Here is a 15202-nt window from a genome sequence, read left to right as displayed (position 1 = left end):
GAGGTTCCCATGACGTACAAGACCCACGACCAGGCCGCGCGGGACGGTTCGCCCCATCCGCTGCGGTGGCGCATCCTGGGGTTCCTCGGCGTGGCGCAGCTCATGCTGATCCTCGACGTCACCGTCGTGGCCATCGCGCTGCCGAACATCGAGGCGGATCTGGAACTGAGCCGCCAGGCCGTCACCTGGACGGTCAGCGCGTACACCCTGACGTTCGGCGGCCTGATGCTCCTCGGCGGACGGGCCGCGGACCTGATCGGCGCCAAGCGCGTCGTCCTCGCCGGCCTGCTGATCTTCACGGCGGCCTCGCTGGTGACCGGATTCGCCGGAACCGCCGCCCTGCTGCTGGGCGGACGCGTCGCGCAGGGAATCGGTGCGGCGCTGATGTCTCCGTCCGCCCTGTCACTCGTGGTGCAGTTGTTCGACGGGGAGGAACGGAACAAGGCGCTCGGCGTCTGGTCGGCGCTCGGCGGTGGCGGCGCGGCGCTGGGCGTGCTCCTGGGCGGACTGCTCACCGCCGGCCCCGGCTGGCCGTGGGTGTTCTACGTCAACGTGCCCATCGGGCTGGTGATCGTCGTCGCGCTCGCCCGGATGCTCCCGCACCAGGAGGCGGCGGCGCCGCGTCCGGGGCTCGATGTGCTGGGTGCGCTGCTGGTCACCGCTTCGTCCGCTGCCCTGATCTACGCGTTCATCCGGGCCGGCGACCACGGCTGGTTCACCTTGGCCGGCGGGGTGCTCGTGCTGGTGGCCGCGATCGGCTATCTGGCGTTCGTGGCCAGGCAGAAGACCGCCAGGTCACCCATGATGGACGTCGCACTGCTGGTCCGGCGCCCGGTGGCCACCGGCACGTTCCTGATCCTGATGGCGACCGCGCTGATGATCGCGGTGTTCTTCCTCGGCACGTTCTACTTCCAGCACGGGGAGGACTTCGGCGCCCTGCAGACCGGTCTGCTGTTCCTGCCCGTCGCGGTCGCGACGATGCTCGGGGCCAACCTCACCGGCCGGACCATCGCCCGGACGGGCGCGCGCCCGCTCGCCGTGGGCGGGCTCGTCATCGCCGCGATCGGCATGGCCGTCCCGGCCCTGTCGATGCATCCCGCCACCGTTGTCGCCGGTACGGCGATCGCGGGCGCCGGGACGGGCGCGATGTTCGTCGTCGCGTCGGCGACCGCCCTCGGCCAGGTGGCCCCGCACGAATCGGGCATCGCGTCCGGCATCGTCAGCACGTTCCACGAGTTCGGCGCCTCGATCGGGGCCGCCGTGATCTCCAGCGTCGCCGCCGTCAGCCTGGTCGGTGACACCCTTTCGGGGTTCAAGGACGGTTTCGTCGTCGCCGCGGTCGCCGCGGCGGCCGGAGCGCTCGCGGCCGCCGTCCTGACCCCCGGCCGGGGACGGTGAGACGGTCGTGCGAGCCGCCTTCTGCCCCGACCTGACGCCACTGCGCGGTCCTGCGCCGGGTCGGGGCGGAAGGCGAAACCGGCCGCGCAATGCGGCAACGCCGACCAACACGCACTGACGCCCGGAGGGTGACGATGAACGTGAGACCTGCCCGTTCCGACGATCTCCCGAGCCTCGCTCTGCTGTGGCGGGCAGCCTGGCTCGACGGCCACGAGGGGCACGTCCCCGCGGAGCTGATGGACGAGCGCGGCCCCGAGCACTTCGCCGTCCACGCCGAGAAGTACGCGGACGCGACCCTCGTGGCGGCCGACGCCGACGGCCGCCTCCTCGGCCTGATCATTCTCGGGGACGACGACGGCGAAGTCGTCCAACTGGCCGTCGACCGCCGCGCCCGCGGCAAAGGGGTCGGAGGCGTCCTCCTGGAGGCGGCGGAGAATCGCTTCAGGGGACGGCACCGGCGGGCATGGCTCGCGGTCGTCCCCGGCAACACCCGGGCACGCCGCTTCTACGAGCTTCACGGCTGGCGCGACACCGGCCCATTGACCTATCAGGCCCCCACCTCGACCGGCACGGTCCCCGTCCCCGTCCACCGCTACGTCAAGGACCTGCCCTCATGACATCCGGACGTGGTCGCGAACGCCGGTTCTCCGCCGTTTAGTCTTGCCCGATGCCGCTCCTCGTGCTATCTCCCCGCTACACGTCCGACTCGAAGGCGTTGCGCGCCGCGACGGGACGTGCGGGTTGGAAGGCGGAGCGGCTGGGCAGCTGGCGGGCGCCCGAACGGCTGCGCGGGCAGGACGTCGCGCTGTACGGCGAGCCGACGTTCGTCGAGGTCATCGCGGCGCAGCTTGGGATGAAGCTGCTCGATGTGCCCCATGACTGGCTGCCGGCACTTCCTGAGCGGCATCGGCGGCGACACATCGATAAGTCGACATTGGGCGGCGTCCGGGAAAGCCTCCCCGAACCGGCGTTCGTGAAGCCGGCCGACGGGCGGAAGGCATTCGAGGGGAAGGTCTACTCATCGCCCGCAGAACTTCCCGGGCAGGACGTCCTGCCAGATGACACGCCGGTGTTCGTCTGCGAGCCCGTGAGATGGGACGTCGAATTCCGCTGTCATGTGCTCGACGGCACGGTCGTCACCATGTCGCCCTATCTGCTGGACGGAGAACTCGCCCTTTCGGACGACGGCCTCTGGGACGCCCCAGACGGCGACGTCCAAGAGGCAAAGCAGTACGCCGAAGAAGTCCTCGCTGAAGTCCCCGTCCCGCCGGCGACCGTCCTCGATGTGGGACGAATCCACGACCGTGGCTGGGCGGTCGTGGAAGCCAACGCGGCATGGGGTGCGGGCCTCTACGGATGCGACCCGGAGCAAGTGCTCAGAGTCCTGGCCCGTTCCTGCGTCCGCGAAGACCGAGTAGCAGAGGAAGACCGCGACTGGGTCGTCGACCAGGTCGACCTGAACATGGGCGGATAGGGCACCGAGTCATGCGCCGGCCGCGTGGTTTCTCGCTTCGGCCAGCAGTTCGGCCTGGCGCCGCCATTCGCCGCCGTCGAGGCCGAATTCGACCGCGTCCGCTCCGGCTTCGGCGTACTCAGCCAGGCGCTCCGCCACCTGCGCTGGGCCGCCCGTCACCGCGACGCTCTCCGCCTCTTCGGAGGGCATCCCGTGCACGTCGACCAGGGAACGAACGAAGGACCGCAGAGCGGCCGCCGCGTCGCCGGCGAGGAAGGCGTGACCGCCCACGGAGATCGACGGGACCGGCCGCCCCAGATCGCCGGCGATCTCGCGCAACCGCGCCGCCTTGTCCGCCAGCGCCCGCGGCGTGATGAGCGAGGGCGCCCACCCGTCCCCGAACAGCACGGCGCGGCGCATCGCGGCCTCGGAGTTCCCGCCGATCAGGATGGGCGGGACCGGAGCCGCCGGGGCCAGCACGACCTCCTCTCCGGGGATCACTTCGACCGGTTCTCCCCGGATGAGGCGCGGCAGGAGCGCCAGCGAGGAGTCGGCGCGGCGGCCCCGCTCCGCCCGCGGTGGCCCGCCGGCCGCGTGCCAGAACGGCGAGCCGGGGAAACCGCCGATGCCGACCCCCAGCACGACGCGGTCGCCGGACAGATGCTGAAGCGTCTGGATCTGCGCGGCGACCATGACCGCGGGACGGAGCGGAAGGGTGAGCACGCCGAACCCCAGCTTGATCTCGCTGGTGACGGCCGCGACCGCCGCCAGGACGAGGGTGGGGTCGAATCCCGGCGTGCCGTCGCCGATGAGCAGATCCGGCATGCCGACGGCGTCGTACCCGAGGGCTTCGAGGTGATGGGCCTGCGCGAGGTCGGGGATGCCGGAATCGTTCGTCGGCAGGCTCGTGCTGACGCGCATTGTCATCCCCTTTTCGGTCGATCGGGACGGACGCTTCACGCTAAAACCTCAAGCCGACTGAAGGTCAATTCCCTTCCGGTGCAGCCCCCGACCCCGGCCGCGCAAGCAATTCCGGTGAACGTTCGTGGTTCAGCGGAGCCCCCCGGCCGGCACACCGGCAGGCCGGGGGACATGGACGGGGCTCAGATCTCCTTGAGGAAGCCGGAGTCGACGGCGAAGTCGGCGCCCGTCGTGCTCGCCGAACGCGGCGACGCCAGCAGCGCGATCACGTCGGCGACCTCCTGCGGGTCGGCGAGACGGCCGGTCGTGAGGCTCATCATCTCCGCCGCGCCGCCTTCCAGCACCGCGTCGCGGTCGGAGCCGGTGGCCCCGGCGATGATGTCGGCCGCGCCGCCCTCGTCCGTCCACCACGCCGTCCGGACGGGGCCCGGCGAGACCGTGTTGACCCGGACGCCTTGCGGCGCGTACTCCTCCGACAGCCCCTTCGTCAGGTTCGTCACCGCCGCCTTCGCCGCGTTGTAGTCGTAGTTCATCGCCCCGGGGCGGCGGGCGTTCCCCGACGAGACGTTCACGATGGACGCCGCGTCGCTCTTCAGCAGATGCGGGATCGCCGCCCGCACCGCCCGGACGACGGCGAACACGTTGAACTCGAACATGTCGCGCCAGTCGTCGTCCGCCAGGGTGGCGAAACCGAACCGCGGCAGGTCCGCGCCGGGCGGCGGCCCGCCCGCGTTGTTGACCAGGACGTCGAGCCCGCCGAACGCCTCGACCGCGCGTTCCACCGCGTGCGCCGGGGCGGCCGGGTCGGTCAGGTCCGCCGCCACGTGCAGCAGGTTCGGCCCGGCGAGCGCGTCCAGTTCGCCGCCCGACTTGCGGGACACGGCAGCGACGCGGGCGCCCTCGTCGAGCAGCGTCCGCGTGACGGCCAGCCCGATCCCCTTCGACGCGCCGGTGACCAGAGCGACGCGGCCGGCGAGTTGCAAGTCCATGGAATCCCCGTTCCTAGGCGAGCACACCCCCTGCGGACGTGCTTCGCCCCCATGAACCCCGTCCCGCCCACGCCGGTTGCAGCCTGTTCGGCCGGCATCAGGACCCGCCGGGCCGATCCGTACTGTTGTGTGAATTGGACGTCCACCGACCGCTCGTCTGACGACCCGGGCGAACGGTGAACAGCCGCAGCACACGCGAAAGGCCCGCCGTTGAACGACAGCGTAAGCCGGACGAGCACGCCGTGAGCGGCTCACCGGCAGGCGAGGAGCTGCAGCGGCGGCTGGGCGTGTTCGACGCCGTGGTGATCGGCCTGGGGTCGATGATCGGCGCGGGCGTCTTCGCCGCCCTCGCCCCCGCGGCGCGCGCGGCCGGGTCCGGGCTCCTGGCCGGCCTGGCAGTGGCCGCCGTGGTCGCCTACTGCAACGCGACGTCCTCGGCCCGGCTCGCCGCCCGCCACCCCGCGTCCGGCGGCACCTACGTCTACGGCCGTGAGCGCCTGGGCGACTTCTGGGGTTACCTCGCCGGCTGGGCCTTCGTGGTCGGCAAGACGGCCTCCTGCGCGGCGATGGCGCTGACCGTCGGGTCGTACGTCTGGCCCGCCCACGCGCACGCGGTGGCCGTCGCCGCGGTCGTGCTGCTGACCGGCGTCAACTATGTCGGCGTGCAGAAGTCCGCCTGGCTCACCCGCGTCATCGTCGCCGTGGTGCTGGCCGTGCTCGCCGCCGTGGTCGTCGCCTGCCTGGCCTCCGCGACACCCGGCGGCGGACGGCTGGAGTTCGGCGCCGGAACGGGCCCCGGCGGGATCCTCCAGGCGGCGGGCCTGCTCTTCTTCGCCTTCGCCGGATACGCCCGCATCGCCACCCTCGGCGAGGAGGTCCGCGACCCGGCCCGGACGATTCCGCGGGCCGTCCCGCTCGCGCTCGGCATCGTCCTGGCCGTCTACGCGGCGGTCGCGGTGGCGGTCCTGACCGTCCTCGGCACCGCCGGTCTGGGCGCGGCGACCGCGCCGCTGGCCCAGGCCGTCGACGAGGCCGGCGTGGGCGCGCTCGCCCCCGCGGTCCGCGTGGGCGCCGCCGTCGCCGCCCTCGGGTCACTGCTCGCCCTGATCCTCGGCGTCTCCCGCACCACGCTGGCGATGGCCCGCGACCGGCACCTGCCGCACGCCCTGGCCGCCGTCCATCCCCGCTTCCAGGTGCCGCACCGCGCCGAACTCCTCGTCGGCGCCGTGGTGGCGGTGCTGGCCGCGACGGCGGACCTGCGCGGCGCCATCGGGTTCTCGTCCTTCGGCGTCCTCGTCTACTACGCCATCGCCAACGCCTCCGCCTGGACCCTCGCACCGGACGAGGGCCGCCCGCCCAGGGTCGTGCCCATCGCCGGGCTGGCCGGCTGCCTGATCCTGGCCTTCGCGCTGCCGTTCTCGTCGGTGGCCTCCGGCACCGCCGTCCTCGCCGGCGGCGCCGCCCTCTACGGACTGCGCCGCGCCCGCTGAGAATGGGCCATGGCCTCCCGGGTAGGGGACGCGCAGCCGGCCGGACGGGCCGGCCGCACGACAAGGGAGGCAAGCGAAATGAGCACGACACAGGAGACCGGTGGGATCACCGGCACCAAGGACAAGGACTACAACCTCGTCTGGTTCGTCGAGCAGTGCCTGAGCAACGCGCTGCGGCTGGAGACCTACATCGGCGACGCCGAGCGCGGCGGCGACACCGAACTGGCCGATCTCTTCCGCCGGGCCCAGGCCGACAGCCGCAAGGGCGCCGAGCAGGGCAAGGCCCTCCTCCGCCACCGCATGTCCGGTTGAGCACCGCCTGCCGCGACCCCGGAACCGGTTAGCCGCCCGGCCTGCGGGTAGACCGTCAGTTCGCGGACGAAGGAGACCGGATGCGTGAGTCGATCCGGCTCGGCACCATCGCCGGAATCAGGGTCGGCCTCAATGTCAGCGTGCTGGTGATCGTCGCGATCCTGGTCTTCGGGCTGGCATTCGGCCGATTCCCGGAGGTGTATCCCGGCCACGGGGTATGGGCCTATCTCCTGGCGGGGACGATCAGCGCTGTCCTGCTCCTGGCGTCCCTGCTCGCCCACGAACTGGCGCACGCCGTGGTCGCGCGCCGCAACGGCATCGAGGTCTCGGGCATCACGCTGTGGCTGCTCGGCGGTGTCGCCCAGCTCCGCGGCGAGCCGCGCACGGCGGGCGCGGACCTGCGCATCGCCGTCATCGGCCCCATCACCAGCCTGGCCGTGGGCGCGGTCTTCGCGGCGGCGGCCACGCTGGCGGCGGCCGCGGACGGACCGGAACTGATCGTGGCGACGCTCGCCTACCTGGGTGGCATCAACGCGATCCTCGCGGTGTTCAACATGATCCCGGCGGCGCCGCTGGACGGCGGCCGCGTGCTGCGGGCTTTCCTGTGGTGGCGGCGCGGCGACCGGACCGGCGCCGCCGTCACCGCGGCCCGCGCGGGCCGTGTGTTCGGCCTGGCCCTGATCGCGCTCGGCTTCGTCCAGTTCGTGGTCGGAGCCGGCTTCGGCGGACTGTGGCTCGCCCTGATCGGCTTCTTCCTCGTCACCGCCGCCGGCGCCGAAGAGCAGCAGACGCGCGTCAACGCGGCGCTGAAGGACGTCCGCGTCGCCGACGTCATGACGCCCGACCCCTTCGTGGCGGACGCGAATACACCGGTGCAGGACCTCGTCGACAACGTCGTCCTGACACACCGCTACTCCACCTACCCCCTGGGAGCGGACGGCCGCCTCGCCGGCCTGGTGACCCTGAACCGCGTCCGCGCCACCCCGCCCGACCAGCGGCGGACGCTCCGCCTGGCCGACATCGCCTGCCCGCCCGACGAGGTCCCGACCGCCCACCCGGACGACCCGCTGCCCGACCTGCTGCCCCGCATGGCCGGCTGCACCGACGGCCGCGCCGTCGTCCTGGACGACGAAGGCCACGTGATCGGCCTGATCACCCCGAGCGACATCGCCCGCGCACTGCAGACCAGCGACCTACGCGGATCCCGGCCCTGGCCGTCCTGACCCCTCACGAGCGCCACCGCACATCGCGCGGACCGCGGCCGGACCGTCCCAGGATCGCAAGGCAAGGCGGCACCCGATGCACGTGCGTCACACCTCCAGGACCGCCTTGCCGGCGACGCGCCGGGCGAGCAGGGCCTCGGCGAGCTGTCGGCCGCCCACGTTGTCCAGCACGCCGTACACCCGGCCTTCCACGTTCTCGGGGCCGCGCACGATCTCCGCGGCGCCCAGCTCGCGCAGCCCCTCGGCGCGGGCGGGGCCGCCGACGGAGGCGATGACATGCGCTCCCGCACGGGCGGCGAGCTGTACGGCGCAGCGGCCGACGCCGCCGGACGCGCCGGTGACGAGGACGCGCCGGCCGGCCGGCGGACCGAGCCGGCGGACCGCCTGCAGCGCCGTGACTCCGGCGACCGGCAGTGCGCCGGCCGTTCCCCGGTCGACGGCGTCCGGCACGACGGCCGGCGTCCCATCCGGGGACGTACCGGGGCGGGACGTTCGCGCTTCGGTAGGCGATCTCACCGAAGTTGAGTGAGAAGGCCGCCACCCTGACCAGCGCCTGGGAGGGCGTGGGCACCGGATCCGGGACGATGGCGAAAGTGAGGTCTGTGTCGTAGGTCAGGGCGCGCATCGTTGCTCCTCCAAGGTTGGTCACGGGTCCTCGCGGACACGGCTAGACCCTGACGGAGCACGCGCACGATCGGCCGGGGGTCAGCGCATGGGCGTCCCCGCAGCCCGTGCCGCGCGGACGGCGGCGGCGATCCGGTCGACGTCGCCGCGTTCGGCGGGCGGCAGAGGCGCCCCCACCGACCGTCTGAGCGCTTCGGCCTCATCGAGCAGGGCCGCCGCTTCCGCGATGGCGCCCTCGGCGGCCGCGACCCCGGCCAACCCTTCCGTGGCCAGGGCGATGGCGCGTGGGTCACCGGCCTCGCGAGCCGCCGCGAGTCCCTCCAGGTGCAGTGATCTGGCCGTGGCGGTGGCGCCGCGCTGCTCCGCGATGAAGCCGAGCTCGGCCAGCAGCAGCGCCATCCCGTAGAAGGGCAGGCCGTAGTCGGCTTCCAGGCGGCGATTCCAGGCCAGGGACTGCCGGAAGAGCCGCTCGGCCGCGTCGAGGTCGCCTGCGCGGCGCGCCACCAGGCCGAGGCCGACCCGGGCGAACTCCTCGGCGAAACCGCTCGACTGCTCGGCCGCCAGGCGCATCCCGCGCCGGTGGAGGTCACGGGACCGGTCCAGGTCGCCGGTCAGGAGGGCGAGCCGGCCGAGGCTGGAAAGCCGGTAGGACGCGTCGGTCCACAGCCTCAGGTCCTCGGCGATTTCCAGGCCCTCGCCGTGCAGGCGCGCGGCCCGCGCGTAGTCGCCGGTGATCTCGGCGAGGTAGCCGAGCATGTCGGACGCCTGCAGCCGTCCCCAGCCGTCGCCCAGCTCCTCGAAGATCGTCAGGCTCTCGGTGCCGGACCGCTCGGCGAGGACGTGGTCGCCCTGGAACATCGCCTGCTTGGCACGGCCCGCCTGCGCCGCCGCCTCACCCCAGCGGTCGCCGGCGGCGCGGAACCCGGCCAGCGCCTCGGTCAGCAGGCCCTCCGCGGTGGCGGCGTCCCCGAAGCTCAGGTGCGCGAGCGCCAGGAACCAGCGTGACCGCGCGTCGCGGGCGTCCAGCGCCCGCGCCGCGGCACGGCTGCGCTCGACCAGGTCGCTGCCGTCACCGGTGAGCATCGCGAACCCGGCCTCCCACGCCGCCGCCCTCGGGTGGCCGGCGCCGGGCAGCGCCAGTGCCGCGGCGAACGAGGCGCGGCCCTCCCGATGCCTGCCGCGCAGGTACCAGTACCACGCGAGGGCGTCGGCCAGGCGCAGCGCCAGTACGCGGTCGGTGGTGTGCGCGAGGACGGCCCGCAGATTGGCCGCCTCGGCGTCCAGGCGGTCCAGCCACCGGCGCTGTCCGGGACCGTGGAGGCGGGGTCTCGCCTGTTCGGCCAGCTCGGTGTAGTAGAGGTCGCGGCGCCGGAGAACGTCGTCGTCGCCGGAGAGCCGTTCGAGGCAGTAGGCGGCGATCGACTCCAGCAGCCGGTAGCGGGCCCCGCCGGAGGACTCGACCATCGACCTGGCCACCAGCTCGTCCAGCAGGTCGGCCACGTCCAGGCCGGGCTCCGCGCACACCGCCTCTCGCGGCGGCGGTCTGCCGCCTCCAGCGTGCATCCTCCCGGGTGGGCGGCCAGCCGGAGCAGGATCAGCCGTTGCCGCTCACCGAGCTGCTCCCAGCTCCAGTCGATCACCGCGCGCAGGGTCTGCTGGCGGGCGGGCCGTCCCCGGCCCGAGACGGTGAGCAGGTGGAAGCGGTCGTCCAGCCGGTCGGCCACGCCGCGGACGCCCAGGGTCCGCACCCGGGCGGCGGCCAGCTCCAGCGCCAGCGGCAGGCCGTCCAGTCTCCTGCAGATCGTCGCCACCGAGGGCGCGCTGACCTCGTCCAGCACGAAGCCGGGCGCGGCGGCCGCGGCGCGGGCCGCGAACAGCCGCACGGAGCCGGCCTCTCCCGGGTCCGTGCCGGGCACCGGGAGTTCGAGCGGCGGCACCGCGTACAGCGTCTCCCCGGGGATCGCCAGCGACTCCTGGCTCGTCGCCAGCACCCGCAGTTCCGGGGCGGTCCGCAGCAGCAGGTCCACCAGCTCGGCGACCGGTTCGATCAGGTGCTCGCAGTTGTCCAGCACGAGCAGCAGGCGCCTGCCGCGCAGGGCCTCGGCGAGCCGGTGCGCCAGGTCGACCGGTCGCGGGCCGGGGCGCGAACCCGCGTCGTCGCGGACGTCCAGTCCGGCGGCCACCACCTCGGCCACCGTCGCGCCGGAGGTCCCCGCCAGCTCGATCAGCCACACCCCGTCGGGAAACGCGCCGGCGGCACGGTCGGCGACCGCCAGGGCGAGTCTGGTCTTGCCCACACCACCCGGGCCGGTCAGCGTGACCAGGCGCGCCGAGCCGAGCAGGTCGCCGACGTCGGCCACGGCCTGCTCGCGGCCGATCAGCGCGGTGAGCGGGGCGGGGAGGTTCGTGCGTGGACGCGTGGGCGCGAGTGAGGGGTCCTGGCGCAGCATCGCCTGGTGAAGGCCGGCCAGCTCGGGGCCGGGGTCGAGGCCGAGCTCGCCGGCCAGCATGCGCCGCAGCTCGTCGTACCCGGCCAGCGCCTCGCCCTGCCGTCCCGACCGGTAAAGAGCGCGCAGGTGGACGGCGCGCAGACGTTCGCGCAGCGGATGTGCGGCCACCGGCTCGCCCAGCTCGTCGGCCAGCAGACTGTGCTCGCCCAGCTCCAGCCGTACCTCCGCCCACTCCTCCAGCGCGGTCAGGCGCCGCTCCTCCAGATGGGCGGCGGCGATTCGGACGAACTCCTCGTCGCGGAAGTCGGCGTAGGCGGGACCGCGCCACAGCGCCAGCGCGTCCGACAGCAGCCCGGCCCGCTCCCGGAGATCGGTGACCGCGCGGGCCCGGTCGAGCAGCGCGACGAAACGGGCGGCGTCCAGGTCGGCGGCGTGCAGGACGTAGCCCGGCGCCTGAAAGGCCACCAGCTCCCGACCTCCCGGCTCCGCCTTCTCCAGGGTGCGGCGCAGCTGGGACACCTTGGTCTGCAAGGTGTTGGCGGGGTTGCCCGGCGGGTCGTCCCCCCACAGGTCCTCGATCAGGCGGTCCGCGGACGCCGGGCGCCCCCCATGGGCCAGCAGATCGGTGAGCAGCGCCCGGACCTTCACCTCGGGAACCCGCACCGGCCGCCCGTCATCGGTCCAGACCGAAAGCGGACCAAGCACGCCGAATCGCATCAAATCACGGTACCCACAGCCGACCGTCAGCCGATCGTGCGCGCCCATGCCCAGTGTGGAGCCCGAACCGGACGCCAACACCGATGAGGAGCACCACCATGACCGTGAACCGTGAGATCCACCTGGCCGCACGTCCCGCCGGCGAGCCGCGCCCGGAGGACTTCGAGCTGGTCGCCACCGCACTACCGGAGCCCGCCGAGGGCCAGGTTCTGGTCCGAAATACCTGGATGTCGGTCGACCCCTACATGCGCGAGCGGATGCACGAAACCGAGTCCTACCTGCCGCCGTTCCAGCTCGGCGCGCCCATGGACGGCGCGGCGATCGGCGAGGTCGTGGACTCGCGCTCGGCGGACATCCCGGTCGGCGCGTCCGTCGTGCACTTCCTGGGCTGGCGCGAGTACGCCGTGGTGGACGCCGAGGCCGCGACCGTCGCCGACCTCGCCCTTGCCCCGGCCGAGGCGTGGCTCGGCGCGCTGGGCACCACCGGGCTGACCGCGTACGCGGCGCTGACCCAGGTGGCCCCTGTGCGGGACGGCGACATCGTCTTCGTCTCCGCCGCCGCCGGTGCGGTGGGCAGCATCGCCGGGCAACTCGCCCGCGATCTCGGCGCGTCCCGCGTGATCGGCTCGGCGGGCGGGGCGCGGAAGACCAGGAAACTCGTTGAGGACTTCGGCTACGACACCGCGATCGACTACCGCGCCGGCTCGGTCGCCGCGCAACTGGCCGAGGCCGCCCCCGACGGCATCGACGTCTACGTCGATCACGTCGGCGGCGACCACCTGGTCGCGGCCATCGACGCGCTGCGGCACGGCGGCAGGATCGCGATGGTGGGCGCGATCGCCTCCTACAACGCCACCGAGCCGGTCCCCGGCCCGAGCAACCTGTTCACCCTGGCCGCCAAGGACGCCACCCTGCGCGGCATGCTGGTCAATTCCTATTTCCACCTCTTCCCCGAATGGATCGCCAAGGCGGCCGGTCCGCTGGCCGACGGCTCGCTGCACACCGAACTGACCGTGGCCGAGGGCATCGAGCAGGCGCCCACCGCTTTCCTGGACATGATGCGCGGGGCCAACATCGGCAAGATGCTCGTGAGGCTCTGACGCCGCCCCGCCCCTCACCCACTTGTGGTCTCGGCGGAAGCGGCGGACGTGCGGCGGACATCATGGACGCTCCTGTCAGGTTCGGCTCCGGCCTCCGGTGCGGGCCGCACCGGAGGCCGTGAGATCGGCGGTCAGGCCGCGGCGACCGTGCGTGCGAGGAAGTCGCGGATCAGGCCGGCGATCTCGTTGCCGTGGGTCGCGAGGGCGAAGTGGCCGGCGTCGAGGAGGTGGATTTCGGCGTCGGGCAGGTCGCGGGCGAAGGCCGTCGCACCGTCCGGGCCGAAGATCTCGTCGTTCCGGCCCCAGACGACCAGGACGGGCGGCCGGTGGGTTCGGAAGTACTTCTGGAAGGCGGGGTAGTCGTCCAGGTTGAACTGGTAGTCCCAGAAGAGCTGGAGTTGGATCTCCGCGTTGCCCGGGCGGTCCAGGTACGCCTGGTCGAGAACCCAGGCGTCCGGGCTGACGCGATCCAGCATTTCGGCGGGGACGCCGTGGGTGTCGGTCCAGAAGCATGACATCGACGCCGTTCCGGACCTCCGCTGGGAGGTCAAGGAGCTTCTGTTCGACCGGGACCGGATCGCCGTGCGCGCGGTCAACACCGGCACCCCGATGAAGGAGTGGCTCGGCGTTCCTCCCTCCGGCGCTTCCTTCGAGATCACCGAGTACGCCATCTACAAGGTCGGCAACGGTCGCTTCGTACAGATGACGGCGCTGCACGACTCGTCCGACCTGCTGCGGCAACTGGCCGCATGACCTCAGCCGGTGTCGGCGCGGCGTCCCTGGATCTCCCGGTACGCCGTGCCGGCACGCAGGCAGCCGGTTCCCGTCCGGGCACGTGAAGTTGCGTTCGGCGGCTCCGTGGTGTGCGCTCAATGCGTGACTCAGGAGACATTTGATGTTGTGGTCATCGGTGGTGGCCCGGTTGGGGAGAACGCGGCCGCGCGCGCGGTTCGCGGCGGTCTGAGCGTGGCCCTGGTGGAGCACGAGCGGTACGGCGGCGAGTGCTCGTACTGGGCGTGCATGCCGAGCAAGGCTCTGCTGCGACCGGGCAACGCGCTCGCCGCGGCCCGCAGGGTTCCCGGGGTGCCGGTCGGTGATCGCCTGGATCCCGGCCCGGTTTTCCAGCGGCGTGACTCGTTCGCCGCGCACTGGGACGACGGCGGGCAGGAGCGCTGGGTCCGGGAGACCGGGATCCACCCGGTGCGCGGGTACGGCAGGGTCACCGGAAAAGGAGAGGTCACGGTAGGTGATCGGGTGCTCCGGGCCGAGCACGCCGTCGTGGTGTGCACCGGCAGCGTGGCCAGGCTGCCCGAACTGCCGGGCCTCGCGGACGCACGCGCCTGGACGTCGCGGGAAGCGACATCGGCGAGCACGGTGCCGGGCCGGCTGGCCGTGCTCGGCGGCGGCGTGGTCGGGGTGGAGATGGCCCAGGCGTGGGCCCGGCTCGGCTCCCGCGTCGAGCTGATCATCCGCGGCGACCGCCCGCTGCCCGCCTTCCCCGAGTTCGCCGGGGACGCGGTCGCCGATGGACTGCGGGCCGACGGGGTGACCGTCCATCGGGGAGCGGACGCCACGGAAGCGTCGCGCGTGGACGGTGAGGTGCGGATCAGCCTGGCGGACGGGCGGCGCGTGGTCGCCGACGAGCTGCTGGTGGCCACCGGACGCAGGCCGGCCACCGACGACCTCGGGATGGAGGTGCTCGGCCTTGTTCCCGGCGACCCGCTCGAAGTGGACGATTCCGGGCTGGTGCACGCCGTCGCCGGCGGCTGGCTCTACGCGGCCGGCGATGTCACCGGGCGCGCGCCGCTGACCCATCAGGGCAAGTACGCCGCCCGCGTGGTCGGCGACGTGATCGCCGCCCGCGCCGCAGGCGCCGATGTACCGGCACGACCGTGGACCGCGTATGCGGCCACCGCCGACCACCATGCCGTACCGCAGGTGGTGTTCACCGACCCGGAAGTGGCCGCCGTCGGGGTCACCACTGCACGGCGGCCGGAGCACCGGGAGGTGGAGATCGATCTCGCCGTCGCGGGTTCGGCGCTGCAGGCGGACGGCTACACGGGCCGGGTACGGATCGTCGTGGACGGCGAACGTGACGTGCTGGTCGGTGCGACGCTCGTCGGCCAGGACGTCGCCGAGATGGTGCACGCCGCCACGGTCGCCATCGTCGGCGAAGTGTCGCTGCAGCGCCTCTGGCACGCCGTACCGGTCTTCCCCTCGATGAACGAGGTGTGGCTGCGGCTGCTGGAGGAACTCGGACTCTGACCGGGCGCTCGCCTCACCGTCCGTGACGCGGGCCCGCGCAGGCCAGGGGCGGTTCGCGAGTCGATGTCCCTTGCGTCGTTGGGTTGGGTGAGGCGGGACGGTGAGAGGCTCGCTACCGGCTACGGACGCGGCTGCGCGAACGTTGCTGCAACGCCACCGAGCCGGTACCCGGCACGAGCAACCTGTTCACCCCGGCCGCCAAGGACGCCACCCGGCGCGGCAGGCTGATCAATTCCGCTCTGACACCGTCCTGCCCCCTT

15 protein-coding genes are annotated in these 15202 nt (G+C 72.9%); 9 read left to right on the top strand and 6 right to left on the bottom strand.

The features are described 5' to 3' along the window. Positions 1 to 9 precede the first annotated feature (9 nt). The 3 genes from AB0C35_RS11825 (at position 10) to AB0C35_RS11815 (ending at position 2872) form a co-directional block, all read left to right on the top strand. Positions 10 to 1398: an MFS transporter gene (locus AB0C35_RS11825; protein ID WP_358453502.1), complete on the top strand. Its 1389-nt coding sequence runs from the start codon at positions 10 to 12 to the stop codon at positions 1396 to 1398. A 134-nt stretch (positions 1399 to 1532) separates the two neighbouring features. Next, positions 1533 to 2015: a GNAT family N-acetyltransferase gene (locus AB0C35_RS11820; RefSeq protein WP_358453499.1), complete on the top strand. Its 483-nt coding sequence runs from the start codon at positions 1533 to 1535 to the stop codon at positions 2013 to 2015. Positions 2016 to 2065: 50 nt separating this feature from the next. Continuing rightward, entirely contained in the window at positions 2066 to 2872 is an 807-nt protein-coding gene (locus AB0C35_RS11815) for an ATP-grasp domain-containing protein (RefSeq protein ID WP_358453497.1), read from the top strand. 9 nt (positions 2873 to 2881) lie between these two features. Here the strand turns inward: AB0C35_RS11815 and AB0C35_RS11810 are convergent, their stop codons facing one another. Together AB0C35_RS11810 and AB0C35_RS11805 are read right to left on the bottom strand one after the other, a co-directional pair. Continuing rightward, positions 2882 to 3772, bottom strand: a complete 891-nt coding sequence (locus AB0C35_RS11810; protein WP_358453494.1) for an LLM class flavin-dependent oxidoreductase — start codon at positions 3770 to 3772, stop codon at positions 2882 to 2884. A gap of 182 nt (positions 3773 to 3954) precedes the next feature. Then, positions 3955 to 4761, bottom strand: a complete 807-nt coding sequence (locus AB0C35_RS11805; RefSeq protein WP_358453491.1) for an SDR family NAD(P)-dependent oxidoreductase — start codon at positions 4759 to 4761, stop codon at positions 3955 to 3957. A 242-nt stretch (positions 4762 to 5003) separates the two neighbouring features. On the opposite strand from AB0C35_RS11805, the gene AB0C35_RS11800 reads away from it, so the two are divergent. The 3 genes from AB0C35_RS11800 to AB0C35_RS11790 all read left to right on the top strand — a co-directional run bounded on the left by AB0C35_RS11800 (position 5004) and on the right by AB0C35_RS11790 (position 7786). Beyond that, the gene (locus AB0C35_RS11800; RefSeq protein WP_358453488.1) at positions 5004 to 6251 is read left to right on the top strand and encodes an APC family permease; all 1248 of its coding nucleotides are present in this window, start codon (positions 5004 to 5006) and stop codon (positions 6249 to 6251) included. A gap of 78 nt (positions 6252 to 6329) precedes the next feature. After that, positions 6330 to 6563: a hypothetical protein gene (locus tag AB0C35_RS11795; RefSeq protein ID WP_358453485.1), complete on the top strand. Its 234-nt coding sequence runs from the start codon at positions 6330 to 6332 to the stop codon at positions 6561 to 6563. An 80-nt stretch (positions 6564 to 6643) separates the two neighbouring features. Further along, positions 6644 to 7786, top strand: coding sequence for a site-2 protease family protein (locus tag AB0C35_RS11790; RefSeq protein WP_358453482.1), 1143 nt, complete (start codon positions 6644 to 6646; stop codon positions 7784 to 7786). A gap of 87 nt (positions 7787 to 7873) precedes the next feature. Here the strand turns inward: AB0C35_RS11790 and AB0C35_RS11785 are convergent, their stop codons facing one another. The 3 genes from AB0C35_RS11785 to AB0C35_RS11775 all read right to left on the bottom strand — a co-directional run bounded on the left by AB0C35_RS11785 (position 7874) and on the right by AB0C35_RS11775 (position 11577). Further along, positions 7874 to 8236 carry a zinc-binding dehydrogenase gene (locus AB0C35_RS11785; RefSeq protein ID WP_358453479.1) on the bottom strand — a complete coding sequence of 121 codons (363 nt, stop codon included), beginning with the start codon at positions 8234 to 8236 and terminating at the stop codon, positions 7874 to 7876. A 255-nt stretch (positions 8237 to 8491) separates the two neighbouring features. Then, the gene (locus tag AB0C35_RS11780) at positions 8492 to 9493 is read right to left on the bottom strand and encodes a hypothetical protein (RefSeq protein WP_358453476.1); all 1002 of its coding nucleotides are present in this window, start codon (positions 9491 to 9493) and stop codon (positions 8492 to 8494) included. Next, complete coding sequence (locus AB0C35_RS11775; RefSeq protein ID WP_358453473.1) at positions 9385 to 11577, bottom strand: BTAD domain-containing putative transcriptional regulator; 2193 nt, start codon at positions 11575 to 11577, stop codon at positions 9385 to 9387. Before AB0C35_RS11775 ends, AB0C35_RS11780 begins: the two co-directional genes overlap by 109 nt. A gap of 98 nt (positions 11578 to 11675) precedes the next feature. Between AB0C35_RS11775 and AB0C35_RS11770 the strand changes: the two genes are divergently transcribed. Beyond that, the gene (locus AB0C35_RS11770) at positions 11676 to 12677 is read left to right on the top strand and encodes an NADP-dependent oxidoreductase (protein ID WP_358453471.1); all 1002 of its coding nucleotides are present in this window, start codon (positions 11676 to 11678) and stop codon (positions 12675 to 12677) included. 131 nt (positions 12678 to 12808) lie between these two features. On the opposite strand, the gene AB0C35_RS11765 is transcribed toward AB0C35_RS11770, so the two are convergent. Beyond that, entirely contained in the window at positions 12809 to 13195 is a 387-nt protein-coding gene (locus AB0C35_RS11765) for an alpha/beta fold hydrolase (RefSeq protein WP_358453469.1), read from the bottom strand. Here AB0C35_RS11765 and AB0C35_RS11760 point away from each other — a divergent pair. Together AB0C35_RS11760 and AB0C35_RS11755 are read left to right on the top strand one after the other, a co-directional pair. After that, entirely contained in the window at positions 13173 to 13430 is a 258-nt protein-coding gene (locus AB0C35_RS11760; RefSeq protein WP_358453466.1) for an ester cyclase, read from the top strand. The two genes, AB0C35_RS11765 and AB0C35_RS11760, sit on opposite strands and share 23 nt — an antisense overlap. 105 nt (positions 13431 to 13535) lie before the next feature. Beyond that, the gene (locus tag AB0C35_RS11755) at positions 13536 to 14942 is read left to right on the top strand and encodes an NAD(P)/FAD-dependent oxidoreductase (protein ID WP_358453713.1); all 1407 of its coding nucleotides are present in this window, start codon (positions 13536 to 13538) and stop codon (positions 14940 to 14942) included. Positions 14943 to 15202 lie beyond the last annotated feature (260 nt).

Origin of the sequence: Spirillospora sp. NPDC048819 (assembly GCF_040650055.1) — a bacterium.
In the GTDB taxonomy this organism is placed as follows: Bacteria; Actinomycetota; Actinomycetes; order Streptosporangiales; family Streptosporangiaceae; genus Spirillospora.
Note: the sequence above shows the minus strand (reverse complement) of the source record. Positions and strands in the feature narration are given on the sequence as shown.